Below are 24,457 nucleotides of genomic sequence, written 5' to 3'. Positions count from 1 at the left end.
GGTGGCGGTGCTCGGTGCGGAAGTCGCGATCCAGGGTTACGCCCTGGCTGGGGCCGTCGTCGTGCCGGCGGAGGACGATGCCGCCGTCCGGGCGGCTTGGCATGATCTCGACCGTGACGTCGCGGTGGTGATCCTCACGCCGGCCGCGGCGCGCGCCCTGGGTGCGGCCGCTGTCGGGGGGCGACGCTTGACGGTGGTGATGCCCTCGTGACCACCGTGCGGACGCGGTCCGGTGACCCGCTGGCCCCGGTACGCAAGGCCCTGCTGGACCGGGCCCGCGCGGATGCCGCCCGGATCCGCGGCGCCGCGGACGCCGATGCCGCCGCGCTCGAAGCGCGAGCGCGCACGGAGGCCGACGGGCTGCTTGCCGCCGCGCGGACTCAGGGCGAGGCGGATGCGGAAACGGTGCTCGCGGCCGAGCGCTCCCGGGCCCGGCGGCGTTCCCGGACGATCGTGCTCGAGGCGCGCCGTGAGGTCTACGAGGATCTGCACGACCGGATCCGGGAGGCGGTGACCGCGCTGCGCGGCGATGCCGTCTATCCAGCCCTGCTCGAGCAGCTCGCGGCGCAGGCTCGGGCCGCCCTCGGACCCGATGCCACGATCACCGAGGACCCGGGCGGCGGAGTGGTGGGGCAGGTGCGCGGGCGACGGGCGGTGTGCACCCTCGATGCGCTGGCCGACGCCCGGTTCGATGCGCTCGGTGTCCGGCTCACCCGATTGTGGGAATCGTGACCGCGCGCGTGGTACGGGTCTCGGGCTCGCTCGTGGAAGTGGAACAGCTGCAAGGTGTGTCGATGTTCGACGTCGTCTCGCTGGGTGCGACCGGGCTGCCCGGAGAGGTCGTCGCGATCGAGGACGGCCGGGTCACCGTCCAGGCGTACGAGGACACCGGCGGATTGGCGCCGGGTGCACCTGCAAACTCTCGCGGCGGCCCGCTGTCCGCGCGTTTGGGGCCGGGTCTGCTGGGCGGCGTCTTCGACGGTCTGCTCCGGCCGTTGTCGGGCGCTGGAACCTGGTTGATGTCCGGGTCCGCCCAGGCGGCGGCAGTCGATCGTGAGTGGGATTTCGCGCCGACCGTGGAGGTGGGCGCCTCGGTCTCCGGCGGTGACGAGGTGGGTGTGGTGACCTACGACGGCCCCCTGCGGCTGCGAATCCTCGTTCCCCCCGGGCTGGCCGGAACGGTGGGCGACGTCGCGGTGGCCGGTGCGTACGTCGCGGACGCGGTCGTTGCGACGGTCGCCGGCCGACCTGTCACCCTCACCGCGACGTGGCCGGTGCGTCGGGCCCGGCCGTTCCAGGAGCGGATCGACGATCCGGAGAACCTGCATACCGGACAGCGGGTGCTCGATGTGCTGTACCCGATCGCGCGGGGCAGTACCGCTGCGGTGCCGGGCGGTTTCGGGACGGGTAAGACGATGCTGCTACAGCAGATCGCGAAGTGGTGCGATGCGGACGTCATCGTCTATGTCGGGTGCGGTGAGCGTGGGAACGAGATGGCTGACGTGGTAGACGAACTCGCGGCCCTGTCGGATCCGCGTACCGGGCATCGCCTGTCCGCCCGCACTGTGGTCATCGCGAACACGTCGAACATGCCGATGATGGCGCGGGAGGCCAGTATCTACTCCGGAGTCACGGTCGCCGAGTACTTCAGGGATCTCGGCTGCCACGTCGTCGTCATCGCCGATTCCACCTCCCGCTGGGCCGAGGCACTGCGCGAGTTCGCCTCGCGCACAGGAGCGCTGCCCGCCGAGGAGGGGTATCCGGCCGGGTTGGCGTCGGCGCTGGCGGCCTTCTACGAACGTGCCGGGCACGTCGTCACGCTCGGCGGCCGCCGCGGCTCGGTGACCATTGTCGGCGCCGTCTCGCCGTCGGGTGGCGACATGACCGAACCGGTCACCGCGCACACTCAGCGCTTCGTTCGGTGCGTATGGACACTCGACCGCGACCTCGCCTATGCGCGGCACTACCCGGCGGTGGCGTGGGCGGGCTCCTTCTCACGGGATGCGGAGGCGCTCGGGCTGCGTCGGGCGCGAGAGGGCGACCCGGAGTGGGCGCGGCGACGCGGTCGGGTGCTGTCGCTGCTTGCCGACGCCGGCCGCCTCGACGCACTGGCCGATCTCGTGGGGCGTCGGTCGATGCCTGCGGGGGAGCGGGTGGTGCTGCTGGCCGGACGGCTGCTGAGGGAGGCGGTGCTACAGCAGAGCGCCCTCAGTGCGTCGGACGCATTCTGTTCCGCCGCAAAGGGAGCCGCGCTGGTCGATGCGGTGCTCGCGGTTGTCGACCGGTGCACGGAACGCGCTGACGCGGGTGTCTCCGCCGACACGCTCGAGGACGTCGACTACGGCCCACTGGTGCGGGCCCGCGAGGACACCGGCCCGGACGACGCGGACGGCGTCCGGCGGATCCGTGACGCCGTGCTCGCCCGACTCGAGGAGTTGCGGTGATCACCGGCCTGGGCAAGGTCGAGTTCTCGGACGTGCGGGCGTTGCGCGGACCCCTGCTGGTGGTGCGCGATGTGGCGGGTGTGGGTTGGGACGAGTCGGCACTGATCCGGCTCGACTCCGGTGAGGTGCGACACGGACTCGTACTCGAGGTGGATCGGGATCTCGCCGTCGTCCAGGTCCTCGAGGGGACCGATGGCATGCGGCCCGACGGCACGCGGGTGGTGTTCGCCGGCGAGCCGATCCACATTCCGGTCGGGCCCGGCTGGCTCGGCAGGGTCTGCAATGGACGCGGTGAACCGATGGACGGCGGACCGCCCGTGCTCGCGGACCGCCGGGCGCCGGTATCGGGGTTCCCGCTCAACCCGAGCCATCGTGACCCGCCGGCGGAACCCGTGCTCACCGGGATCTCCGCGATCGATGCCCTCACCACTATCGTTCGGGGACAAAAGCTTCCGGTGTTCTCCCTGGCCGGTCTCCCGCATCTCGAGTTGGCGACGCAGGTGGCCGCGCAGGCCACCGCGGGTGACGCACCGTTTGCCGTGGTCTTCGCGGGCATGGGTCTCACGCACACGGATGCGGCCACTGTCCGGGATGCTCTCGAAGAGCGTTCCACGGCAGGGAGTCTGGTGCTCCTGATCAACACCGCGGACGATCCGGTCGTGGAGCGGATACTCACACCGCGGCTGGCGCTGACGGTCGCGGAGGATCTTGCGTTCGAGTCCGGCCGTCACGTTCTGGTCGTCATGGCGGACATGACCGCCTACGCCGAGGCGCTGCGGGAGGTGTCGGCTGCGCGTGGGGAGATCCCCGGTCGGCGGGCGTACCCGGGCTATCTCTACAGCGACCTCGCGTCGCTCTACGAGCGGTGCGGGCGGATCCGGAATCGGGAGGGCTCGGTGACGGTACTTCCGGTACTCACGATGCCCGGTGGAGACATCACCCATCCGGTGCCCGACCTGACGGGGTACATCACCGAGGGGCAGATCGTTCTTTCGGCGGATCTCCATGCAGCCGGGATCTACCCGCCGGTGGACGCGCTGAGCTCGCTGTCGCGGCTCATGCGGAAGGGGGCCGGACCGGGTCGAACACGCGAGGACCATCTGGACGTCGCTGCTCAGACGATGGCTGCGCTGGCTCGCGCGCGGCAGGCGGGCGAGCTGGTGGAGCTCATGGGCGAGGATGCGCTGTCCGCAACCGACCGCGCCTATCTCGAGTTCGCGCGGGTGGTGCAGCGGCGCCTGTTCGATCAGCGGCGCGGCGAGGCGCGCTCGCTGAACGGGACGCTCGAACGGGTCTGGGAGGCGCTGTCGGCGCTGCCACGCCGGGAGCTGACGATGCTGCCGGAGACCTTCCTGGACAGGTGGTTCCGCGGATCCGAAAGAGGCGGGGAATCGTGACCCGGCTCGGTCGTGTGCCGCCCGGCCGGGCGGGTCGCGTGTGGCTGCAGAGGCGGCTGGCCGTTGCCCGCAGTGGTGCCGAACTGCTCGACCGGAAGCAGCGGATCCTCCACACCGCACGGCAGCGGTTCGCGCAACGCGCCGAGGAGACGGGTGCAGAATGGGAGCGGGCCGCCCACGACGCCGAAACCTGGCTGGTACGTGCGGCCATGCTGGACGGGCAGCGCGCGCTCCGGCCGGCGTCCGGGCAGTCTGCCGACATCCAGATCGCCTGGTCGCACTCGATGGGTATCACCTACCCGGCGGAGGCCATCTGCGTCGTGCCACCTCCCGCGCCCGACGCGGCCTCCGTGGGCGGGTCCGCGTCCATCGAGGCGCGACTGCGTCATACGGCGGCCCTGGAGATCGCGGTTCGGCACGCCGCTGCATCGGCTGCGCTGCGGGCCGTCGACTCGGAGGAGCGGGCGACGCGGAAACGGCTGCGGGCCATCACGGATCGATGGATTCCGGCGCTGCAGGAGGCGCTCGCACATTCGGCGCTCGCGCTCGAGGAGCAGGAGCGGGCCGATGGTCTGCGCCGGCGCTGGGCCGCTCGACGTGCTCCGCGCCGCACGAACGGCTGAGGGCTCAGAGCATTCCGGTCAGCCGCGCCGACCCGTCGATCAGGAATCGCACCAGGGCGTCGTCCGGGTGGACGCGTCCGGCAGCGCCCTGGAGATAGAGACCGCCGACCACGCACGTGGACTCGTCGCGGATCGGCACGGCCAGCCCGGCACGGCCGATCCGTGACTCCTGGCTTTCGTGGGCGAACCCGTCCAGGACGACCATGCGCAACTCGCGGGCGAGTTCGTCGTGGTTGCAAATGGTGTACTCGGTGAGGCGGGGTAATCCGGCGGCGCCGGTTCCGAGCTGCGGGTGGTGTGCGAGCATCACCTTTCCGAGCGCAGTCGCGTGCAGATGCTTCGACAGCACGCCGACGGCTGCGATCTCGTGATCGGGATCGTGGTCGACGAATCTCAGCCGGCCACCGGAGAACGAGGCGACGTGGATTCCGAATCGAGTGTGAGAACGGAGCTCCTCGACCACTTCGTGCAGGGAATCCGACGGCCTGGTCTCGGCGGCGGAGTGGGCGAGCTCGGCGGTACGGCGGCCGAGTGCAAATCCGGAAAGATCGGGAACTCGCACGAGAAATCCCTCTGCCACAAGAAAATTGAGCATCCGGTATGCGGTGGTGGGTGGGACGTCGGCGAACCGCGCGATCTCCTTGGCAGAGGTACCCGGACCGAGGTGAGCAACCGCTTCGAGCATACCGAGGGCCTTCTGGACGGCCCGCGGCTGTTGCCCGCTGAAATGTGCGCCGTCGGCCCGAACCGAGGGTCGTGACTGCATCAGTTCCTACCGTCGTTCAGACGGCGCTCCAACGGGCCGCCGCGGTCCGCGACGATGTGCCGGCTTCCGTCCTCGGCGACCACCAGGAAACCTGCCCCGGGAAGGAGGTCGGCAGTCTCCACCGAATCGAATGCGCCGATGGTGGTGAGACTGGCCGGGCGTACCCGGCGCAGCACCTCGTGCCACAAGATGCCGGACGACCCGATGATGGCGAGTGCAGCGGGAATCACCCATAGGCCGTGCCGGGTGCCGTCCACTGCGACGAATGCGAGAAGGCCGGCTCCGAGGACCGCCACGAACGATGCGCCGGCCCGGGTCACGATCGTGTCCTCGCCGATGCGGCGCAGGAAGCGGAGCGAGGCCACCGCGACAAGTGTGTAGGAAGCAATCAACCCGATCTCTACGACGCCGTCGAACGAAGCCGAGGCGGAGTCGGCGGCCAACACGTAGAGGATCGCCCCGGCCACGCTCGCTGCCGCGAAGAGCGCGACGGATACGTAGGGTGTGCGGAATCGAGGGTGGACGTGGGACAGTGCGGCCGGCAGGACACGCTCGACTCCCATCGAATACAGCAGGCGTGACCCAGCCTGAGCACAGCCGAGCGTCGAGGCGAACCACGAGCAGGTCATGCCGGTCTTCACCGCGAGAACCACGCCCCAGGAGGCGCCGGAAGCCGTGCCGTCGAAGTAGGCGCCCACGATCACCGATCCGTGGCCGAGGAGAGCCGCGCAGGCTGTGAACACGAACAGGGCGCCGACGACGATGGGGGAGACGAGCACCGTCCGGGTAACCGTGACGAGTGGCCGTTTGGCCTCGGGACCGAAGAAGGCGGAGCTTTCGAAGCCCGCCATGGACAGCACCGTCAACATTGCCAGGAATGGCAGCAGGCTCAGCGGCGCGTCCGGAAGCGCGGTGGTGTTCGCCTGGGTGTCCTTCGGTGTGCCGAGCATGATCGTGACGATGAGAACGAGCGAGAGGATCTCGACGATCAGGATCGCGCGGGTTGCGAACCGCACGCCACGGACGGTGATCGCGGCGACGGCCGTTCCGAGCAGCGCGATGGCGAGCAGCCACGGCGCCGGACCCGGGACGTCGTTACCCATCAGATCGCCGATGTCGACGAGGCTGCGCGCGGTCTGGGACATGACCGATATCGAGATCCCGAGATAGCCGACGATGAGCGCGGTTCCGGTGACGAGCGTGGCGCGGACGCCGAGCCCCTGGAAGACGAAACTGTAGAGCGAGCCCGCTGCCGCGAGCCGCCGGGTGAACTGGGTGATGCACAGTGCGACCAGGCTCACGACCGCCGTGGTCACGGCGATGGCCAGTACCCCGCCGATGCCGGGACGGTGCGTCGTCATCCACAGGGCGATGAACACCATGCCGGTGGCCGGGGCGATGGTCGAGAGCGATTGGCCGACGAGGTCGATCAGCGACAGCTGTCGGCGTCCGAGCGCACGGAGGGGCGAATACACCTGATCGAGAGGGCTTTCCACATCCTGTGAGCGGGCGATTGCTGCCCGGAGTGCGGCTGTCATGGTTCTCGTCTCCTCTCTCCTACCGGTGGCACACGACGCAAGATAGACCCGGCGTGTTTCGTGTCGGTTACCTTTGCGAAGAATGCGTGGTTCGCAAGTGGAAATCCGGTACCGCACTCCCACTCGCCGTGCGATCGAACGTTTCCCTTCCGTTGCGAGAGCGTCTTCATCCCCGGCAACGATGGATCCACACGGACATCGCGGTGCCGCAATCAGCTCTTCTGCTCGGGCGCAAAGGCTCTCGACGCGTCAAGCGATGCCGCCGGAGAAGGGAGTGATCGGTCGCATGCTGTGGATGATGATTGCGGCGGTCGTCGGGGGAGTGCTTCTCCTGGCGGGCGTTCCGAAGGTTCGGGACCGAGGCGCAATGTTGCGCTCGGTCCGCGGCTACCGGGTGCTGCCCGCTCCGCTCGAACGACTCGTGGCCGCGGTGCTGCCCTGGGCCGAGATCGCGCTCGGTGCGGCACTGATCACCGGGTTCGCGGCGCGTCCGGCTGCTGCCGCCGCCGCGCTGTTGTTCGCATCCTTCCTCGCCGGCCTCACCATCAACCTGATGCGTGGTCGACGAGAACTCGACTGCGGGTGTTTCGCGTTCGGACACGGCGGCGAGGCCCCGCGGATCGGGTGGTTCCATGCCCTGCGTGCCGGCGCCTTGGCTGTGGTGTCGGCCCTGCTCGCGGTCATGCCGTTCGAGCGACCGACCGTCGGTGAGCACCTCACCGCGATCGGGTCGGCGGTGGTCGTGATCGCTGCTGTCGCAGCCTCCGCGCAACTGAGAACAATCGTCCACCCCGGTCGTCGACCGGTGGACAAACACCTGACCAAGGCCTCCATCGAACTGCGCGCCGCGTCGACGGTCTCGCGGTACTGACGGATGTCTCCGACGGCGGTCTCCATGGCTGTCCCCGACGACAAGGATTGATCATGAACACTTACTTCCTCATCGTGACAGTAGTTCTGGTGGTCGCGGTCGTGGTCCTGTTCCTCATGGTCCTGGCGCTCGCCCGGGAGATCGGCCGGGTGCAGGTGCGGCTCGGTCCCCTCGGGGCCCGCATGATGGATACCGGCCCGAAGATCGAGCAGGTCGCCCCCACATTCCGTGGCCTCACCGACCACCTCGGTCGTACCGTGGGCGTGGGTGGGCATCGCGACAAGCCGCAGTTGCTGCTGTTCACCGCGCCGACCTGCTCGACGTGCAAGAGCCTGTTGCCAGGTCTTCGGGCGATGGCGAAGGCGGAGAAGGACCTCGAGGTCGTCGTCATCTCGGACGGTACGCCGGCCGAGCACGAGCAGTTCCTCGCCGGATCGGGCATCGGCAGCGAGCTCAGCTACGTCGATGGCCGCGATGTCGGCATTGCCTATCAGGTGGGCACGACGCCCTACGGCGTCATCCTCGACGAGCACGGCAAGATTCGCTCCAAGGGGCTGTGCAATCACATGGCTCAGGTTGAAAGTCTGCTCAACGCACTTGAATCCGGCACTCCGTCACTGCAACACCTGCACGAGTCGGCCAAGGTCCGCGCCTCGGCGAACGCCTGACACACCGATTGCGCCAGGGCGCCGTTCAATCCCTGCGGCGGATACTGCCGCGCTGACCCTGTTCTGCAGCTTCCTTTTTCGAGAATGGAGAGAATCGATGGACGACAAACCGATGCACGATCAACCGGAGATGCACGAGAACAGGTATCCCGTGGACGAGGAGACCGTGAAGGCGCAGACCGCCTGGATGGCTGGGGAAGGCGGCAGTATCACAAGCCGCGCCAGTCGCCGCATGTCCGAGCGAGTGTCGCGCCGATCGCTGATCGGCAAGATCGGCCGGTGGACTATGGGGGTGTCCGGAGTCGCACTCATCAGTTCGCTTCCGGTGACCCGCAGTGCGATTGCGCAGGAAGCGCCGGCCGTTCCCGCGTCGCCGCCGGACAAGGATCCGCTCGTGCCGGTGTACGACGGCAAGGATCCGGCCGAATGCGAGTACTGGCGTTGGTGCAACATGGACGGCACGTCCTGTGCGGCGTGCAACGGCGGCGGTGTCACCACGTGCGCCCCGGGTAGTAAGCCAGGTGCCGAATTCTGGGTCGGGTGTTGTACCAATCCCGACACGGGCAAGACCTATCTCATCGCTTACTACGACTGCTGCGGTGCCCCATCGTGTTCCAATGCCTACTGCGGTGAGCCGGACATGCAGGCGATCATGTACAACCCGGTCTCCGGTAGCTACGACCAGGAGATCATCTGGTGCGTATCCGACGAGTCACAGGCGTACACCTGCACTATGGCCCCCATCATCGGCGAGGACTGCCAAGCCCGTCCCGCCGCTCGCCCGAAGGTCGGTGCCGGATCATGAGTGTCACTTCACGTCGTGTCGTTCGTGGTGCCGCGGCCACCGTGCCGCTCGCCCTGGTTCTTTCGCTGTCAGCGTGTTCCTCCGACGACGCCGGGGACCAAGCGAGCTCCGCGGGCGCGGTCACCTATCCGAGCGTCGGATACACCGCTCCCGGCGAGGGAATTTCGCTGGGAAGCGACGATCAGGAGATCGGTGCCACCATTCCCGAGCCGCTGCACGTCAGTGAGATCGAACCTATAAAGCCGAACGAACTACTCGTGGTGGCAGACGGTTTCGGGAAACTCGAGCTCGGTGTCAATGCCATCGACCCCGCGACCGGGGTGGCAGGAAGCCGGTTCGTCGTCGGACCGGGTATCTGGGATCCGGTGATCCACGGGTTCGTCGGCGAAAAACCCAGTGATCCTGCAGTTCTCGCTGCTGAGGTTTGGAGACCGCGAGGGTCTCGCGGTGCGGCCGACTTCACGGTGACCACCTACTCCGGAAATCTGCTCGAGCCGTCGGAGGTGCTGTTGCCCGACTACGCCCGCGTCCATTCGCGGCCAGGTTCGAGTGCCGTCACATCGGACGGGAAGTACTTCGTTACGTGGGACGACGGCCTGTACGGCGTCCGCGTCGTAGATCTCGCGGCGAAGAAGGAGACCGGCGCCCTCCAGATCGTCGGGTGCGGGCCGTTCACCTGGGTCGACGGAGATGAGATCTACAGCGTTTGCGAGGAGACTCGTGAGCTCATCCAGATCTCGATCGACGACGCGGGTGTGCCCGCGGAAACCCGGCGGACCAAGGTCCTGCCCGCCGACTTCGTCAGCGCGCGTGAGGTTTCGTGGGCTGCGGAGGCAAAGAAGGCGTTGCTTGTGTGCGCGAACGGTGATGTGTACGTATTCGACTTCTCGAACGGGCTGCCCACGTCCGAGGTGTCGCCGATCGGCAATGCCGGACAGGACGGCGGGCGCTTTGCCGGCAATGTCATCGACAACACGGGCACTCGGATCGCGATCGAATACACCGACACGGAGATTCACCCGGACTCCGCGCGTGGTGGTGACGTCGTGAAGATCGACCTTCATGACGCGTCGACCTTCGCGCCTGTCAAGAGCGTCGACCTCGCGGCACTCGGCCTCACCGGAATCGACAGCATGGCGTTCTCGGTGGACGGTCGCACGCTCTACGTGCTCGGCAGTGGACCCGAGGTGGATGGCGAGTCCAAGCAGAAGATAGTCGGGATCGATTCCGCGAGCGGCAATCAGATCAGTGCTGTCGATGTCACCGCAACCGTCGACGATGTCGGCACCCTCCTCACTCCACAGGTGCTCGAATGACTCGATCCGTCCACCGAGTCACTCTCGACCGTCGCCGTTTCCTCCGCCTCGGTTCCTTGGGCGCGGGGGCGGTAGGGCTAGGGGCCCTCGGGTTCGGCGCAGTGGGCTGCAGCTCGGATGTGTCGGCGGGACCGTCGGCGAACGACCTGGACTACATCCTGCCGACCGATCCGGAGATCGCTCAGGCCGAGGCCGCGCGCGCCGCGAGCGGTACGACGGCGTCGTTCGCGCTCGCTGCGAGTGTGGGCGGGGTTGATCTCGGTGGTCGAGTGGTGAACACGTGGACCTACGGCGGTGCAGCAGTGGCACCGGAACTGCGGCTGCGCAAGGGCGACCGGGTGCGGGCGTCGGTGAGCAACGGACTTCCGGCCGAGACGACGTTGCACTGGCACGGCATCCGGATTCGGAACGACATGGACGGCGCGGCCCCGGTGACGCAGTCGGCGATCGCACCGAACGGCGGGGTATTCGAGTACGACTTCATCGCGCCGGACCCCGGGACGTACTGGTACCACTCGCACAGTGGTCTGCAGGCCGATCGCGGCCTGTTCGGGGCGATGATCGTCGAGGATCCGGACGATCGGTCCGGCGCCGACGCAGATGCGGTGCTGGTCCTCGACGACTGGGTCGACGGAATGGGAACATCGCCGGACGCGGTGATGATGGCGCTGAATCCGGCCATCTCCGGGGGCCACGGTGGTCACGGCGGAGGGACGGCTCCAGCGGTGCACTCCGACACCGAAATGGGTGTCGCGCAGGAGCTGGTGTCACGGGGGCACGGCGATTCGGTCGTACTGGGTGGAATGACCCAGCACATCGCGTATCCGATGCATTTGATCAACGGCCGCCCGCCGAACGATCCGTCGGTGATCGAGGCGCCCTTGGGTGAACGGTTGCGGCTGCGAATCATCAACGCCGCGGCCGAGACTCCGTATCGATTTGCGGTTGCCGGGCACGAACTGACGGTGGTCGCCGTCGATGGCTACGACGTTCAGCCGGTAACCGCGGACACCGTGATCGTGGGGATGGCGCAGCGGGTGGACGCGCTGGTGACCGTGAGATCGGGAGTGTGGCCGGTGGTCGCGAAGGTCGAGGGCCGTGAAGGCTATGCATCGACGATTCTGCGCACACCCGATGCGCTGCCGATCGCGAATCCCGATGTGGGCGGAAATATTCCGGAACTTTCCGGCCGCCTGGTGCAGGAGAGTGACCTGCGCCCCGTCGAAGCGGTGCGACTCGCGGAGCGGCGGCCCGACCGGGACTATCGGATAGAGCTCATCCAAGCCGGGGACCGTTACGTGTGGGGCATGGCGGGCGCCGACGCCGGCAAGCTCGTGATGAAGCAGGGCGAGCGGGTGCGCATCACGATGGCGAACTCGTCGTCGATGTGGCATCCGATGCACACGCACGGGCATACGTTCGCCGTACCCGAGTACGGCGGATTGCGGCGGGACACGGTGATCGTCCTGCCCGGCAGCGAGTTGGCGATCGAGTTCGACGCCGACAACCCCGGTGAGTGGATGTTCCATTGCCACAACGCGTATCACTTCGAAGCCGGGATGACCGCAAATCTGCGGTACATCCGTTGAGAGGACCGGATATGAAGAAAATCCTCGCGCTGTCCGTGGGAGTCGTCACCGCAGCAGCTCTGGTCAGTGGGTGTAGTGGCGACACCGATGCGGCCGGCGGCGAACCCGCCGCCGTGATCGAGGTCAAGAACATGGCCTACACCCCGGCCCAGGTCAGTATCGAGAAGGGGCAGACGGTGCAGTGGCGCTTCAACGACTCCGGCATGCCGCACGACGTCGTCGGCGAAGGACAATTGGAAGGGAAGCTCGAGAGCGAACTGCTCACCGAGGGCACCTACGAGTACACCTTCGACGAGGCCGGGACCTTCGACTACCACTGCACGCCGCACCCGATGATGGTCGGCACCGTCATCGTCCAGTAGTGGGGACCTGGCGTATCTGGGGTGTTGCGGCACTCCTGCCGCTGACCGTCGCGTGCGGGCAGTCGGCGCCGGCGGAGCCGGACGCGGTCGTGGTGATTCGCAACGTGCACTTCGGGCCGATGGACGTCACAGTGCCGGTCGGGGGCACGGTGCAGTGGCGGTTCGAGGACGGCGGCCTGCTTCACCACGTCGGATCCGACGGCGAATTCGACAGCGGTATCACCGCAGAAGGGAGCTACGAGCACACCTTCGACGCTCCTGGCGTCTACGAGTACCACTGCTCGGTCCATCGGTACATGACCGGGACCGTCACCGTGACGGGTTGACCCGCAAAGCAGTTCGAACGACCACACAGGAAGAGACCAAAGGAGACAACTATGACGGAAACACTCACGCGCGATTCGCTCGCGCACGCCCCGATCGCGGCCGACCTCCCGGCCATCCGGCCCGCGCTGCAGAAGGCGGTGTCGATGCCGGTGCGCGGCGCACTGGTTGCCGCCGCCGCGCTGGTCGGCGCCGGCGCCGGCGCCCTGGCCGCGCCCGCGCCGGGCGCCGCCCTGACGGCATCGGTCGTCGGTGCCGGCGTCCTCACCGCACTTGCGGCGAACTGGTCGACGTGCGGGATGTCCGTGGCGGGTGTCGTCGCGGCTCCCAAACAGCCGGGCCGCAAGGGCTCGTCGACGCCGATGCGCCGACTCGGCTGGCACGCGCTCGGCTCGATCGCGACGGGAGCGCCCACCGGTGCGCTCATCGGTGTGCTGGGCGCTCTGGCTGCCGGAGCCTTCCCCATGGGATGGGCTCTGGGGGTGTGGGCCGCGCTGGCTCTCGCGTACGGACTTCATGAGATGGGGCTCGTGACGATACCGACGCCGATGCGCAGGCGTCAGCTACCCCGACATCTGCGACGTTCGATGGAGCCGTGGAAGGTTTCCCTCCTGTTCGGTGCGATGATCGGCCCGGGCTTCGTCATTTTCATCCGATCGAGCGCGTACTACCTGCTTGCACTCGGAGTGATCGCGGTTGGATCACCCGCGTTGGGTGCCGCATTGTTCACGCTGGTCAGCCTGGGGCGCTGTATGCCGAGCCTGCTCGCCATCGTCCACACGCGCCGAGGCGGATCCATGCCGGGCTTCCTCTCCGCGATGTGCGTGATCGATCGGCGCGTCCAAACCCTCACCGGTGCCGGTCTCGTCGCACTCGGAGCCTTCGCACTCACCGCTCTGGTCTAGGGCGCCGACAACGGTACGGGTTCGGCTGCCGTCGGCTCCGCGCACTGCGGTGTGGGGTCAGCCGGCGAAGCGCAGGATCGCTGCCACCGGGACAGCTTCGGGTATGTCGTCGGCCCGCACCGCCAGTACCCGCGCTCCGGTGAGCAGCGCTCGGCGGGCAATCTCGTCGACCACGCCGTAGGCATGGCTGCCGTCGGTCTCGGCGAGCGTCACCGCGCCGCTGTCCGGGTCGACACTGCCCGGCACGATGCCGTCGATGTCGACGAACAGGGTTTCGATGCGGCCGAAGGTCGCGGAGCGGGCGATATCAGTGATCTCGACCTGCCCGCGTCCCTTCGACCGCAGCTCGTCGAACTCCGCGCGCGTGCGGGCGAGTTGTTCGGAATAGAAGCCGTCCAGCACGACGCGGGTGGCGGTCGCGAGCTGATCGTCGGTCATCTCCTCAGGGTTGCCCGGGATGCCCTGGTCGAGCAGGCGGTTGTAGCTGTTGACCGACCGGAAGATCGAGGCCGTGGGTTCGGCTGCTGCGAGGATCAGCGGGGTATCGCGTCCGGTGAGGACGGTACGCAGCTCGTGGTCCACTGCGCGGGCGTACTCGCGGACCCGCAACTTGCGGCCCTCCTCGCCCTGCACCCGCCCGTGCACCTGCCCGTGCGCGGTCCTTCCGAGAGAGGCCACACCGGCATACGACGCGGCGTCGGACGGCAGGCCCGGCACCTTCACGTCCACGGCCGGCTGGTCGGCGGTGACCTCGACCAACCGCACCGACCCTTCCGCCAGCGCCAGTACGAAGGCGGTCTGCGGGAACGTCACGGCTCGCAGCAACGGTTTGAGGTAGAAGCGGTCGCCGACGGTCGCCGAGGATTCGAGGCGGTTCGGCAGCCGAAATGTCCGGACCCGATCGGTCGTCGCCAGTACAACCAGCGAGCGTGCCTGGTACCGCCAGAACGATTCGTCGCCGATCAAGTCCTCGAACGGTTTCTCGAATGCGATCCGCTCATGACGGTCGTCGATCTTGTCCAGACATGCCTTGACCTGGTTGGAGAACTCGAGGCGACTCTTGCCAGGGTCCTGGATGTCGTCTTCGGTGGGCGTGTAGATCGAAAGGCAGGTTCGGCCCTCGACGGCCGCGAGGGCCCGGATCTCGCCCTGACTCGGAATATCGCTGTGCAGCATTCCTCGACCTCCCTGTCGTTGGTCGCTCCTCACACTACCCAGCCGAAACTGGCCGCGGCAGGGGTTTGCGCGAGCGCGCAATCGCGATGATCTTGGTGTTACCGTCCATGCAGACCCAGGTGAGTTCAGGCCTGACGGACGACGACTCGTGAGGTTCGGATCGGGGGAGCCATGTCGAACAGGCTTGCGGCGGCGGCAGCTGTGGCGCTTCTCGGTTCCGGGATGCTCGCGACCGCGGCTGGGCCCGCGGCGGCGCAGCCGCTGCCCAACGGAGCGCCCGGAACCGGGCCTTGCGCGGCGGATCTGTCACACCAGCTCGAGTCGATCATTCCCGAGAAACTCGAACTGCCGCTTCCCTATCCGGTGATCACCCCGGTCCCGTACCCTGCACCGGTGGCGCCGACGACGCGGATCGCCTCGGAGCCGCTGCCCGCCGATCCCTGCAACGACCCATGTCCCGATCTGACCGGCGAGGTTGCGCCGCCATCGTCGCTGTCGACTGACCTGAAGATCCCGCAGATCGGCGTCAAGCCGGTCCCGTTCCACCTGGGCATCCCGGTCCCGGGCCCGGATCCCGGGCCGCTGCCCGCACCGCCGCCGCTCGCCGATCCCGCCACCGAACCGGCGCCACGTACCCCCGCCCCGCCGATGCCGCGGATCGCGCAGGTCGATCGGGTGGCGAAGCTGACCGGAGCCGGTTCGGTGAATCGCACCGACAAGCGCTGGCAGGTTCAGGGCACCGACCTGGGCATCATGTGGGAGAGTGCGCCCGGCGAGGTCGCGATTGCGTTCGGCGACACCATCGGCAAGGGTTTTCATCCGCCGGGCGGGCAGGGTGACGATTGGCGCAGCAACGTTCTCGGCTTCAGTACCGACCGCAATCTTGCGGACGGCATGAGCATCGATTCGATGGTGCAGGACAGTCGCTGCCATGCGGCAGAGGTGCTGAGCAGTCGCAAGATGGACAACGTGGAAATCACCACGATCCCGACGTCCGGTTTCGCGATCGGCGACCGGCAGTACATGAGCTACATGTCGATTCGCACGTGGAACAGCATCCCCGGGACGTGGTGGACCAATCACGGTGGCATCGCGTACTCCGATGACGGTGGCTCCACCTGGGTCAAGGATCCGTATGCGCAGTGGGACAACATCTTCGGTGTCACCAACTTCCAAGTGGCGGCGATGGTGCCGGCCGGCGACTTCGTCTACATGTTCGGTACCCCCAACACCCGGCTCGCGTCGGTCGGCCTGGCGCGGGTACCGAAGGACCAGGTGCTCAACAAGTCTGCGTACCAGTACTGGAGCAACGGGAGCTGGACGGCTGTCGGCGGGTACACCGCGGCCACGCCCATCGTGCACGGCCCGGTCGCGGAGCTGTCGGTCGACTACGACGAGGCGACCGGCAAGTGGCGGATGTCGTACCTGGACACTGTGAAGACGGCCATCGTTCTGCGCGAATCGGATTCGCCGCAGGGCGAGTGGTCGGACGGAGCCCCGATGGTGTCGGTGCTCGACTATCCGGAGCTGTACGGCGGCTTCATCCATCCGTGGTCCACGGAGAACGAGCTGTACTTCACGATCTCGACGTGGTCGGACTACAACGTCTTCCTGATGCGAGCCCGTATCGGCGAGTAGCTGTTGTCAACGAATAGCGAACAATTCGGCTGCCGCGGCGATCGTTCGCTCCACCACAGAGGCCTTCTCGGGGTCCAGCCCATGCCGGCCACCCTCGATGTCGAGCAACCGGTGCTCGGCGGGCATGAGCTCGAGGGCGGTGCGGATCTCGTCGAGCGTGCCGAACGGATCCCGGTCGCCGTGCACGAACAGTGACGGAGTGCGCAGCTGCGGTAGGTGTTCGGTGCGCAGTTTCTCCGGTTTACCCGGTGCGTGCAGCGGATACGACAGCAGCACAAGTCCGTCCGCGACCTCGGGACGCTCGGCGGCCAACATCGTCGACTGGCGGCCGCCGTACGAATGGCCGGCGAGGATCATCGGTCCGTCGGTCATCTCGCGGATCGCATCGGCGGCGGCGACGATGCCGTCACGATCCGTCGCCGCGTGGGCACGATTCGGCGGGCCCGAAGCCCGACGCCGCCGGAACGGCAGATTGTAGCGTAGCACTAGAAGGCCGAGTTCGACGAAACCGGATGCCATGGCTTGCAACAGCTTTGATTCACAGTCGCCGCCGGCGCCGTGCGTCAGGACCAGCTTGCCGACTGCGGCGCCCGCGGGGCGGTGCAGATAGCCGTACACCTCGTCGGTGTCGAGGAGGACCGGTTCGCCGAGCGCGCTCATGGCTATCGAGGTTACCGTGGAGGAATGCACTCCCTGCGCGTGCTGGTGACCGGGGCCACCGGCTACATCGGTGGCCGCCTGGCCCCACGTCTGCTCGCCGCCGGACATACCGTCCGGGTATTGGTGCGCTCGCCGGAGAAACTGCGCGACGTGCCATGGGCGAAGCAGGTCGAGATTCTGCGCGGCGATCTGGGCGATCCGGATTCCCTCGCCGCGGCGACGAAGGACATCGACGTCGTGTATTTCCTGGTGCACTCGATGGGCGGTCCTGCGGAGTTTGTAGAGGTGGAGCGGATCGCGGCGACCAATATGGCCGCCGCAGCTGAGGCGAGCGGTGTCGGACGCATCGTCTACCTCGGCGGGCTGCATCCCGAGGGCACCGAACTGTCGCCGCATATGCGCTCGCGCGCGCAGGTCGGACGGATTCTCATGGACTCCGGCGTCCCGACGCTGGTGCTGCAGGCCGGGGTCGTCATCGGCTCGGGTTCGGCGTCCTTCGAGATGATCCGGCACCTCACCAACCGTCTGCCGGTGATGACGACGCCCAGGTGGGTGAACAACCGGATCCAGCCGATCGCAGTGCGCGATGTCCTGTACTACCTGGTGGCGGCGGCCGACGCTCCGCTGCCGCGCAGCCGCGCGTTCGATATCGGCGGCCCCGATGTGCTGACCTACGGCGACATGATGAAGGTGTATGCCGAGGTCGCGGGGTTGCGGCGACGCCGCGTGCTGGTGCTGCCGGTGCTGACGCCGCGCCTGGCGGGTCTGTGGATCGGGCTGGTGACGCCCATTCCGAGTTCCCTCGGACGCGCGCTCATCGAATCGCTGCACAACGACGCCGTCGCCGCCGACCACGACATCGACGACATCATTCCACCGCCGGAAGAGGGGCTGACGCCGTATCCACAGGCCGTCCGGCTCGCGCTGCGTCGTATCCAGCACGGCGAGGTGGAGACCAGTTGGGCCAGCGCCTCGCCGGTGGGGGCGCCCTCGGACCCGCTGCCGTCCGACCCGAACTGGGCGGGCGAGGTGGTGTACACCGACGAGCGCAGCGCCGGATGCGACGCCGACGCCGAGACCCTGTGGCGCGTGCTCGAGAGCATCGGCGGCGAGAACGGCTGGTACTCGTTCCCCCTGGCGTGGGTGATTCGCGGCTGGCTGGACCGGCTCGTCGGCGGGGTGGGGCTCACGCGCGGCCGACGCGACGCGCGTCGGCTCAATACCGGTGACCCGCTGGACTTCTGGCGTGTCGAGGAGATCGATCGCGGAAAGCTATTGCGGCTGCGCGCGGAGATGCGGACGCCGGGAGGGGCGTGGCTCGAATGGCGGGTGAGCCCGGACGGGCCGCACCGCTCCCGGCTTGACCAGCGCGCGATCTTCTTCCCGAAAGGCCTTGCGGGAAGGCTCTACTGGTACTCGATCCTGCCGTTCCACGGGATCATCTTCAAGGGCATGCTCACCAACATCACCGGCGCCGCAGCGCGGGAGTCCGCAACGATCGAGTGACCCAAGTTGACAGGAAGCTGTCGAAATGACAACATACTGTCATGAATGAAGTCGTGCATGTCGCCGTTTACGACACCTTCGTCGATTGGGAGATCGGTCTCGCGATCGATCACATCAACAAGCCGATGTGGCACAAGGATCCGGGCCGGTACGCCGTGGCCACCGTCGGTGCCACGGCCGATCCGATCGTCACGATGGGCGGGCTGCGGATGCTGCCCGACACCACTCTCGACGCGGTCGGGCCCGAGGACAGCGCGATGCTCGTTCTGGCCGGCAACGACATCTGGAACACCGAGCAGTTCACTCCCTTCGCCGCGAAGGCTCGCGAGTTCTTGGACGCCGGAGTTCCGGTGGCCGCGATCTGCGGCGCGACGGGCGGACTGGCCATGGCTGGACTGCTCGACGATCGCGCGCACACGAGCAATGCGGCCGAGTTCCTGAGCGGGGTCGGCTATGCCGGTGGTCACCTGTACCGCGAGGAGCCGGCCGTCACCGATCGTGATCTCATCACAGCCGCGGCCAACGCGCCGGTCCACTTCGCCCGCGAGATTCTCGAACGTCTCGACGTGTTCGAACCGAATGTTCTGGCGTCGTGGTTCAAGCTCTACGGTCAGCGCGATCCCGCCGGCTTCTACGAGCTGATGGCGGGTTGAGCGTGCGCGATGAACAGGACCTTCTGAGCGGTCTCGCGCTCGGCTCGTTCCGGCTCAACGGTCAGTTCCTGGAAGTGGCCGAGGGCCTGGCCCGGCCCGTGGGGCTGACCGCGGCCTGGTGGCAGGTGCTCGGCGCTGTTCTCTCGCAGCCGCTGTCGGTCGCCGACATCGCCCGCGAGATGGGTATCACGCGCCAGAGCGTGCAACGCGTCGCCGATCTACTGGTCGCGCGCGGTCTCGCCGAGTACCAGCCGAATCCCGCGCACCGTCGTGCCAAGCTCGTCACGCCCACGCACGACGGGCGGCAGGCGGTCGCGGAGATCGGGCCCGCCCACGCCGGGTTCGCGGCCCGGTTGGTCGAGGCGATGGGGCGAGATGAGCTGGCCGCCACCCTCGCTGCGATTCGCCGGCTGTCGACGGTCCTCGGGGAACTGGCCCACGACACCCCGGATGTTGATGAATAGGGGCCGACACGTCTGGTTCATCTGATCGGCTGATACCCAAGGCCCGGGCGCTGTCGGAGAATGTGCGGGAGCGTTTCCGAGAGAGGTGAACGAGAGGTGAAAGGGAAGAGTTGGTGTCGATCGAATCTGTGCCCGCCCCAGTCGCCGGCGCCGCATCGCTCGATCCACACCCGGGTCAGACGGGGCCGTGATGTGATGTGTGCCAATGTGGTGCGGCCAAGGTCGTCGGTCGGCCATTATTGTCGCCGTGCAAACGGAACGAGGCAGTCATCGGTGGCGGATCGGAGTTGTGGACGATCACGATGCCATCGTCAGAGGTCTGTGCGCCATCATCGGCGAGCAGTCGGATATGGAGTTGGTGGCGGCGGCGAGCACTGTTCCTGAACTGCTGACTCGAGCCCCCCAACTGGACGTGGTTGTGCTGGATCTGCGGCTCGAGGACGGCTCGTCACCGCATACCAACGTCGAGTTGTTGCGGGAGGCGGGCATGTCCGCGCTCGTGTACACCTCGGGCGACCACCCACATCTGGTGCAGATGGCTGCCAAGGCGGGTGTCCTGGGAGTGTTGCGCAAGAATGTGCGCGAGGCGGTACTCGTGGACGCGTTGCGTGACGCCGCTTCCGGGACGATGGTGCCGACGATTGATTGGGCGGCCGCCATTGACGCTGACGCAGGGTTCGTCGATCTCTCACCCCAGCTTCGGCGGGTCCTCGAGCTGTACGCCGCTGGAGTATCCACGGCGGGGGTCGCCAAGGCGTTGGACTTGTCGACCGATACCGTCTCCGACTACCTCAAACGTATTCGCCGCAAGTACAGCGCCGCGGGCCGACCTTCTCCGACCAAGACCGACCTGTACAAGCGTGCAATCGAGGATGGATGGCTACCTATTCCCCGCCGATCTCTTCGCTGAGCGCCGCGGACGACCAGCGGGATCAGACTGCGGGCCTGCGGATTCTGCGGCAGATGGCCCTCTTCGTCGCCGTCGGCTACCTCGCCTATGCCGTCGTGACGATTCCCGCCATCACGGCATCACTGGCAGTGATGGACACCTGGTGGACTGCCCTTGCGCTGCCGCTGGTCTTCGGAACCGGGATCATGCTCGGGCCGCTGGCGTGGCGTGCCTCGGCCCGACGCGTGAAGACCGCGACCACGGTGGCCACCGCCGGTTATCTGATCGCGATCGGATCGTGGTGGTTCGGATGGAATGGTCAACTCCTCGACGGCACCGACATCTGGTTCTCGATGTTCTGTGGAGTCGCCGCGATCGCGGCCGCTATCGCGCTGCGACCGGGCTACGCCTTTGCCGTGTTGTGCATCGTGGTGGCCGCTACGGTCACGATCAATCACACGGTGCGTACTCCGGAGTTCAATGGCCCACTGCTGCCCGACATGGCCTGGGCATTTGCGTTCTCTCTCATCTACTTCGCCGCGGCAGTCATGGCCATGCGCACCGCCGCGATACTCGACTCCACCCGCGCCCAGGCCTATACGGCCACCTCCGAGGCCGCTGCTGCGCAAGCCCGTACCGCCGAGCGCCTGCGCTTCGCCCAGCTCACCCACGACGAGGTCATGACCACACTGCTCGCTGCCGCCCGTCAAGATGCCTCGGTCGAGCTGGCGCAGCAAGCCCACAGAGCACTGACCGCCCTTGACGAATCGGCCACCACCGAGGTGGGGGCATGTGTATCCGCTGCCGACGCGGTCGCGCAGATTCGTGCGGCCACCAGCGCGGCCGATCCAGCAGTGCGTTTTCAGTCCACGGCCGACACAGCCGCGTCGGGGGGCCCGCAGTATCTCCTCGAGGCGGTCCGCACCATCGCCGCTGCGGCCGCCGAAGCGGTGCGTAACAGCCGCCGCCACGCCGGTCCCGCGGCCGGTACTTGGGTGTCCGTCACCGCGAATCAGGGCCGGCTGTGTGTGGAGATCGTCGACGACGGTGTGGGTTTCGACCCGCGGAGGGTTCCCGCCGAACGGTTGGGGATCGCGGTGAGTATTCGTGGACGGATGGCCCACCTCGCCGGCGGCGCCGCCACCATCGCCTCCCGACGTGCCGAAGGCACCCGCGTCACTCTGGAATGGTCAGCTCACTGATGTCTGCATACCCCCGCGAAGATGTCCGCGACCTGCTCGGCATGCGGACCCGCGGTGCGTGGCTGATCCTCACCTGTTACTTCGCGGCGATGGCCACCGTCACCGTCGCCTCCTCCGTCCATGTCACCAACCCATGGCCACCCGTCGCCGCCACGATCGTCCTCGTGGCGGCAACCATCATGTTGGTCGTCGTTCCCGGTGATCCCTTGCCCACGGTGGCAACGATCGCGCTGACGATGTCGGGGCCGGTGGCGTGTGCGCTCGTACTGTGGGTGACACCACCGACTGCGGGGTCCTCGCTGCAGACATGGATCCACGGCGGCGGCACCGCGATCTACTGCTTCATGAATGTGCGCGGACGCCGCATCACCCCTTGGTTGGGGCTCGCCGGCATGATCACGGTCTTCGCGCTCTGGGCGCAGAACTCCGGGCAGGGAGCGATGTCCGGGATCGCTCTGGTCGCGATCGACGCCGCCCCGTTGGTCATGGCCGCCTTGCTGTCCTTCACCCTGCGTCCGACCGCCAAAGCGGTGTTCTCGCTGCGCGCCCAGACAACCGCACGCGTCGCCGAACTGTCCGCTGACACCGCGGCGTCCGACGAGCGCCGTCGCCAGCTGCGCCACCTCGACAGCCTGGTCCGGCCCCTCCTCGAACGCATCGCCACCAATGAGGAACTGACCGAAGCCGAGCGCACCGAATGCGAACTGCTCGAAGCGCATCTGCGCGACCGGCTACGGGCACCGATCCTCTCCACCCTCGAAATCGACAACGCCGCCTACCGGGCCCGCACCCGCGGAATCGATGTCGTGTTCATCGACGACCGCGGACCTCATGACCTCGACGAGACCCTCACCAGCGTCGTCCACGCAGCAGCCTCCGAGGCACTCGACAGCGCCCGCACCGGGCAGGTGTGCGTCCGAGTTCTACCAGCCGGTCGATCGGTCATCGCCTCGGTCTCGGTCGACGACGAACGTGGATCCCGCCTGCACGAGATCGATCACACCGGCCGTATCCACCGCTACGCCTGACCCATCCCCTCGCACGACATCGAGACACCGCGACATCGAGACACCGCGACATCGAGACACCGCGACACTCAGCCGTCCGAGCGGAGCAGCAGGCCGTCCGATCCTGCAGCATGCATTCATTCGCACCGCTGACAGCCCCCTGTTCGGGTGCCACCCGAACAGGGGCCCCCCGATGAAGTGTCTAGCTTCTCCCGACCACGCGGTCATATCGTCCTCGGTGTCCGAAGACCGATGAGACACGCATTTCGAGTGCGACCGTGAGGAGTGACACCGATGACAGCGCCCGAGGTACTCCCCGCCCGGACAATGTGCTCGCCGGTGCCGACGTTGACGGCACGTGAGGAACAAGTGCTCACGACCTGGCTTGTCTGCGACTCGAAACAGGATGTCGCTCAGCACTTGTTTATCACCACAGCCACGGTGCACACGCACCTGACACGCATCCGCGACAAGTACCACCAGGCACAGCGCCCGGCGAGTAGCAAGGTCGCACTTCTCGTCCGCGCGATCGAGGACGGCTACTGCACCCTCCACGACATCGCTCGAGCTATCGGGCCCTTGAACTCGGCCCACGCGGGCTGACCGCCGGCCGGCGCGAGCTCTCCCCGTCTTCCGGCGGCGCTCGAAATATTCTCATCCACAGATTCATTGCTGAAAAGTGAGGAACACATGGCACTCTCGTCCCGTCACTCCCGCGGAGCAGTGCGCCCGCTTCTGGTAGGAGTCGGCATCACGGCCGCAACCCTTATGTCCACGGGCACCGCACAGGCCTATATCGTCGACACGACTACGCTGACGTTGGCCACACCACGACACAACACTGTCGTCGCTTCGATCGCCAACGCCGACTCGTACAAGAGCCTCTCCTGTTCGGTCCGCGGCAACGGTCCCACAACGTTCGAGTTCCTCAACATTCGAGTCGCCCCCCGCAACACCACAACCGTGACCATCGCCGACGTCCCCGCCGGTAACTACACGATTTCATGGGGATGCAGCGGTTTCGGCCTGGAGCCGCACCTGCTGACCGTCGGCGGAGCCGCCACTACTCCGGCCAAGCCGCACATCGTTCCGAACGACACGGTAGAGCCTGCTCCTGGCGGCAACGGTTCGCTCGGTTCCCTCGAATTCTGACCCGACCCCAACCCGTTGTGCGGGCAGTCGACATTCGAATTCTGCTGTAACAGAGGGGTATTCACTCACGAAATGTCCGATCGGAGATGCGGACGTAAGTCGCAGTCGGCGTTGCTGATTCCGGTAGGGCTGTTCGTCGCGGCGATCGGATTCAGTGTTGGCGTTGTCTGGGTGTGGGGTTTCGGGCTCGTGTGCCTGCTCGTCGGTGGGTTGAAGGCTTACAGCACAGTCAAGAAGCGCAGCGCTGCAAAGCGAATCGCACGGGAAGAGGCTGAAATCCGTGCCCATCAACTGCGGCAGTCCCGTGGCGGCGTCTAGATGGGATGCCCTGGAGGGTTGTCGAGGTCCGTGGCGGTGAGTCGGCATGGCAGGTGAGCGGCTCCGGCGCGCTGCCGTGTCCGCCGGACACAGCCGGGATACAGTGTCCCCGGATCGACGACCCAAGTGAGCCCGTGCAACGGAAGGGCCTACTGATCGGCGACGCGGCCGTTACCGTGACAGC

The 24,457-nt window shown here is 67.2% G+C and carries 27 protein-coding genes; 23 read left to right on the top strand and 4 right to left on the bottom strand.

Annotated elements, in window-relative coordinates:
• Positions 1-7 precede the first annotated feature (7 nt).
• From ERC79_RS10075 to ERC79_RS23055, 5 genes are read left to right on the top strand one after another with little or no spacing between them, the layout of a single operon-like run.
• Positions 8-211 carry a hypothetical protein gene (locus ERC79_RS10075; RefSeq protein WP_207390458.1) on the top strand — a complete coding sequence of 68 codons (204 nt, stop codon included), beginning with the start codon at positions 8-10 and terminating at the stop codon, positions 209-211.
• Positions 208-732: a V-type ATP synthase subunit E family protein gene (locus ERC79_RS10070; RefSeq protein WP_131577831.1), complete on the top strand. Its 525-nt coding sequence runs from the start codon at positions 208-210 to the stop codon at positions 730-732. Before ERC79_RS10075 ends, ERC79_RS10070 begins: the two co-directional genes overlap by 4 nt.
• Positions 729-2,444, top strand: a complete 1,716-nt coding sequence (locus ERC79_RS10065; RefSeq protein ID WP_131577829.1) for a V-type ATP synthase subunit A — start codon at positions 729-731, stop codon at positions 2,442-2,444. The genes ERC79_RS10070 and ERC79_RS10065 overlap by 4 nt, the downstream gene beginning before the upstream one ends.
• A complete protein-coding gene (locus tag ERC79_RS10060; RefSeq protein ID WP_242676797.1) occupies positions 2,441-3,841 on the top strand; it encodes a V-type ATP synthase subunit B in 1,401 nt (466 codons plus the stop codon). The genes ERC79_RS10065 and ERC79_RS10060 overlap by 4 nt, the downstream gene beginning before the upstream one ends.
• A complete protein-coding gene (locus tag ERC79_RS23055; protein ID WP_165497074.1) occupies positions 3,838-4,464 on the top strand; it encodes a V-type ATP synthase subunit D in 627 nt (208 codons plus the stop codon). Before ERC79_RS10060 ends, ERC79_RS23055 begins: the two co-directional genes overlap by 4 nt.
• 4 nt (positions 4,465-4,468) lie before the next feature.
• Here the strand turns inward: ERC79_RS23055 and ERC79_RS10050 are convergent, their stop codons facing one another.
• Both ERC79_RS10050 and ERC79_RS10045 read right to left on the bottom strand, forming a co-directional pair.
• Positions 4,469-5,230, bottom strand: a complete 762-nt coding sequence (locus ERC79_RS10050; RefSeq protein WP_131577825.1) for an IclR family transcriptional regulator C-terminal domain-containing protein — start codon at positions 5,228-5,230, stop codon at positions 4,469-4,471.
• A complete protein-coding gene (locus tag ERC79_RS10045; RefSeq protein WP_131577823.1) occupies positions 5,230-6,768 on the bottom strand; it encodes an APC family permease in 1,539 nt (512 codons plus the stop codon). The genes ERC79_RS10050 and ERC79_RS10045 overlap by 1 nt, the downstream gene beginning before the upstream one ends.
• A gap of 286 nt (positions 6,769-7,054) precedes the next feature.
• Here ERC79_RS10045 and ERC79_RS10040 point away from each other — a divergent pair, with 286 nt between their 5' ends.
• The 8 genes from ERC79_RS10040 (at position 7,055) to ERC79_RS10005 (ending at position 13,608) form a co-directional block, all read left to right on the top strand.
• Positions 7,055-7,639 (top strand): MauE/DoxX family redox-associated membrane protein, encoded by a 585-nt coding sequence (locus ERC79_RS10040; RefSeq protein WP_131580967.1) that lies wholly within the window; start codon positions 7,055-7,057, stop codon positions 7,637-7,639.
• A 53-nt stretch (positions 7,640-7,692) separates the two neighbouring features.
• Entirely contained in the window at positions 7,693-8,307 is a 615-nt protein-coding gene (locus tag ERC79_RS10035) for a redoxin domain-containing protein (RefSeq protein ID WP_131577822.1), read from the top strand.
• A gap of 97 nt (positions 8,308-8,404) precedes the next feature.
• Positions 8,405-9,112, top strand: a complete 708-nt coding sequence (locus ERC79_RS10030; protein WP_131577820.1) for a methylamine dehydrogenase light chain — start codon at positions 8,405-8,407, stop codon at positions 9,110-9,112.
• Complete coding sequence (locus tag ERC79_RS10025; protein ID WP_131577819.1) at positions 9,109-10,428, top strand: hypothetical protein; 1,320 nt, start codon at positions 9,109-9,111, stop codon at positions 10,426-10,428. The genes ERC79_RS10030 and ERC79_RS10025 overlap by 4 nt, the downstream gene beginning before the upstream one ends.
• Positions 10,425-12,017, top strand: coding sequence for a multicopper oxidase family protein (locus ERC79_RS10020; RefSeq protein ID WP_131577817.1), 1,593 nt, complete (start codon positions 10,425-10,427; stop codon positions 12,015-12,017). Before ERC79_RS10025 ends, ERC79_RS10020 begins: the two co-directional genes overlap by 4 nt.
• 11 nt (positions 12,018-12,028) lie before the next feature.
• On the top strand, positions 12,029-12,379 hold the full coding sequence (locus tag ERC79_RS10015) for a plastocyanin/azurin family copper-binding protein (protein ID WP_131577816.1): 351 nt from the start codon (positions 12,029-12,031) through the stop codon (positions 12,377-12,379).
• Positions 12,380-12,414: 35 nt separating this feature from the next.
• Complete coding sequence (locus tag ERC79_RS10010; protein ID WP_242676870.1) at positions 12,415-12,705, top strand: cupredoxin domain-containing protein; 291 nt, start codon at positions 12,415-12,417, stop codon at positions 12,703-12,705.
• A gap of 51 nt (positions 12,706-12,756) precedes the next feature.
• Positions 12,757-13,608 (top strand): methylamine utilization protein, encoded by an 852-nt coding sequence (locus ERC79_RS10005; protein ID WP_131577814.1) that lies wholly within the window; start codon positions 12,757-12,759, stop codon positions 13,606-13,608.
• A 57-nt stretch (positions 13,609-13,665) separates the two neighbouring features.
• On the opposite strand, the gene ERC79_RS10000 is transcribed toward ERC79_RS10005, so the two are convergent.
• Positions 13,666-14,784: a hypothetical protein gene (locus ERC79_RS10000; protein WP_131577813.1), complete on the bottom strand. Its 1,119-nt coding sequence runs from the start codon at positions 14,782-14,784 to the stop codon at positions 13,666-13,668.
• A gap of 171 nt (positions 14,785-14,955) precedes the next feature.
• Between ERC79_RS10000 and ERC79_RS09995 the strand changes: the two genes are divergently transcribed.
• A complete protein-coding gene (locus ERC79_RS09995; protein ID WP_131577811.1) occupies positions 14,956-16,422 on the top strand; it encodes a DUF4185 domain-containing protein in 1,467 nt (488 codons plus the stop codon).
• Between the two features lie 6 nt (positions 16,423-16,428).
• On the opposite strand, the gene ERC79_RS09990 is transcribed toward ERC79_RS09995, so the two are convergent.
• Positions 16,429-17,082, bottom strand: coding sequence for an alpha/beta fold hydrolase (locus ERC79_RS09990; protein WP_131577810.1), 654 nt, complete (start codon positions 17,080-17,082; stop codon positions 16,429-16,431).
• Positions 17,083-17,106: 24 nt separating this feature from the next.
• Between ERC79_RS09990 and ERC79_RS09985 the strand changes: the two genes are divergently transcribed.
• The 9 genes from ERC79_RS09985 (at position 17,107) to ERC79_RS09945 (ending at position 24,273) form a co-directional block, all read left to right on the top strand.
• Positions 17,107-18,588 (top strand): SDR family oxidoreductase, encoded by a 1,482-nt coding sequence (locus ERC79_RS09985; RefSeq protein WP_131577808.1) that lies wholly within the window; start codon positions 17,107-17,109, stop codon positions 18,586-18,588.
• A gap of 41 nt (positions 18,589-18,629) precedes the next feature.
• Positions 18,630-19,241 carry a DJ-1/PfpI family protein gene (locus ERC79_RS09980; RefSeq protein WP_131577807.1) on the top strand — a complete coding sequence of 204 codons (612 nt, stop codon included), beginning with the start codon at positions 18,630-18,632 and terminating at the stop codon, positions 19,239-19,241.
• Positions 19,238-19,705 carry a MarR family transcriptional regulator gene (locus ERC79_RS09975; protein WP_131577805.1) on the top strand — a complete coding sequence of 156 codons (468 nt, stop codon included), beginning with the start codon at positions 19,238-19,240 and terminating at the stop codon, positions 19,703-19,705. The genes ERC79_RS09980 and ERC79_RS09975 overlap by 4 nt, the downstream gene beginning before the upstream one ends.
• A gap of 289 nt (positions 19,706-19,994) precedes the next feature.
• A complete protein-coding gene (locus tag ERC79_RS09970; RefSeq protein WP_242676796.1) occupies positions 19,995-20,615 on the top strand; it encodes a response regulator transcription factor in 621 nt (206 codons plus the stop codon).
• Positions 20,582-21,796, top strand: coding sequence for an ATP-binding protein (locus ERC79_RS09965; RefSeq protein ID WP_131577802.1), 1,215 nt, complete (start codon positions 20,582-20,584; stop codon positions 21,794-21,796). Before ERC79_RS09970 ends, ERC79_RS09965 begins: the two co-directional genes overlap by 34 nt.
• Positions 21,796-22,824: a hypothetical protein gene (locus ERC79_RS09960; RefSeq protein WP_131577801.1), complete on the top strand. Its 1,029-nt coding sequence runs from the start codon at positions 21,796-21,798 to the stop codon at positions 22,822-22,824. The genes ERC79_RS09965 and ERC79_RS09960 overlap by 1 nt, the downstream gene beginning before the upstream one ends.
• Positions 22,825-23,097: 273 nt before the next feature.
• Positions 23,098-23,406, top strand: coding sequence for a LuxR C-terminal-related transcriptional regulator (locus ERC79_RS09955; protein ID WP_131577799.1), 309 nt, complete (start codon positions 23,098-23,100; stop codon positions 23,404-23,406).
• Positions 23,407-23,493: 87 nt separating this feature from the next.
• Positions 23,494-23,955: a hypothetical protein gene (locus tag ERC79_RS09950; protein ID WP_131577798.1), complete on the top strand. Its 462-nt coding sequence runs from the start codon at positions 23,494-23,496 to the stop codon at positions 23,953-23,955.
• A 72-nt stretch (positions 23,956-24,027) separates the two neighbouring features.
• Entirely contained in the window at positions 24,028-24,273 is a 246-nt protein-coding gene (locus tag ERC79_RS09945) for a hypothetical protein (RefSeq protein WP_131577796.1), read from the top strand.
• Positions 24,274-24,457 lie beyond the last annotated feature (184 nt).

It is taken from the genome of Rhodococcus sp. ABRD24 (assembly GCF_004328705.1).
Taxonomy (GTDB): Bacteria; Actinomycetota; Actinomycetes; order Mycobacteriales; family Mycobacteriaceae; genus Prescottella.
The sequence above is the reverse complement of the archived record's forward strand: the minus strand, read 5'-3'. Positions and strand labels throughout refer to the sequence as shown.

Coding starts and splice junctions, on each gene's coding strand:
- ERC79_RS10025 (WP_131577819.1), top strand. CDS start 9,109: ATGAGTGTCACTTCACGTCGTGTCGTTCGTGGTGCCGCGGCCACCGTG.
- ERC79_RS09990 (WP_131577810.1), bottom strand. CDS start 17,082: ATGAGCGCGCTCGGCGAACCGGTCCTCCTCGACACCGACGAGGTGTAC.
- ERC79_RS10050 (WP_131577825.1), bottom strand. CDS start 5,230: ATGCAGTCACGACCCTCGGTTCGGGCCGACGGCGCACATTTCAGCGGG.
- ERC79_RS10035 (WP_131577822.1), top strand. CDS start 7,693: ATGAACACTTACTTCCTCATCGTGACAGTAGTTCTGGTGGTCGCGGTC.
- ERC79_RS09980 (WP_131577807.1), top strand. CDS start 18,630: ATGAATGAAGTCGTGCATGTCGCCGTTTACGACACCTTCGTCGATTGG.
- ERC79_RS10045 (WP_131577823.1), bottom strand. CDS start 6,768: ATGACAGCCGCACTCCGGGCAGCAATCGCCCGCTCACAGGATGTGGAA.
- ERC79_RS09965 (WP_131577802.1), top strand. CDS start 20,582: ATGGCTACCTATTCCCCGCCGATCTCTTCGCTGAGCGCCGCGGACGAC.
- ERC79_RS09955 (WP_131577799.1), top strand. CDS start 23,098: ATGACAGCGCCCGAGGTACTCCCCGCCCGGACAATGTGCTCGCCGGTG.
- ERC79_RS09985 (WP_131577808.1), top strand. CDS start 17,107: ATGCACTCCCTGCGCGTGCTGGTGACCGGGGCCACCGGCTACATCGGT.
- ERC79_RS09945 (WP_131577796.1), top strand. CDS start 24,028: ATGTCCGATCGGAGATGCGGACGTAAGTCGCAGTCGGCGTTGCTGATT.
- ERC79_RS09950 (WP_131577798.1), top strand. CDS start 23,494: ATGGCACTCTCGTCCCGTCACTCCCGCGGAGCAGTGCGCCCGCTTCTG.
- ERC79_RS10040 (WP_131580967.1), top strand. CDS start 7,055: ATGCTGTGGATGATGATTGCGGCGGTCGTCGGGGGAGTGCTTCTCCTG.
- ERC79_RS09995 (WP_131577811.1), top strand. CDS start 14,956: ATGTCGAACAGGCTTGCGGCGGCGGCAGCTGTGGCGCTTCTCGGTTCC.
- ERC79_RS10015 (WP_131577816.1), top strand. CDS start 12,029: ATGAAGAAAATCCTCGCGCTGTCCGTGGGAGTCGTCACCGCAGCAGCT.
- ERC79_RS10005 (WP_131577814.1), top strand. CDS start 12,757: ATGACGGAAACACTCACGCGCGATTCGCTCGCGCACGCCCCGATCGCG.
- ERC79_RS10000 (WP_131577813.1), bottom strand. CDS start 14,784: ATGCTGCACAGCGATATTCCGAGTCAGGGCGAGATCCGGGCCCTCGCG.
- ERC79_RS09960 (WP_131577801.1), top strand. CDS start 21,796: ATGTCTGCATACCCCCGCGAAGATGTCCGCGACCTGCTCGGCATGCGG.
- ERC79_RS10020 (WP_131577817.1), top strand. CDS start 10,425: ATGACTCGATCCGTCCACCGAGTCACTCTCGACCGTCGCCGTTTCCTC.
- ERC79_RS10030 (WP_131577820.1), top strand. CDS start 8,405: ATGGACGACAAACCGATGCACGATCAACCGGAGATGCACGAGAACAGG.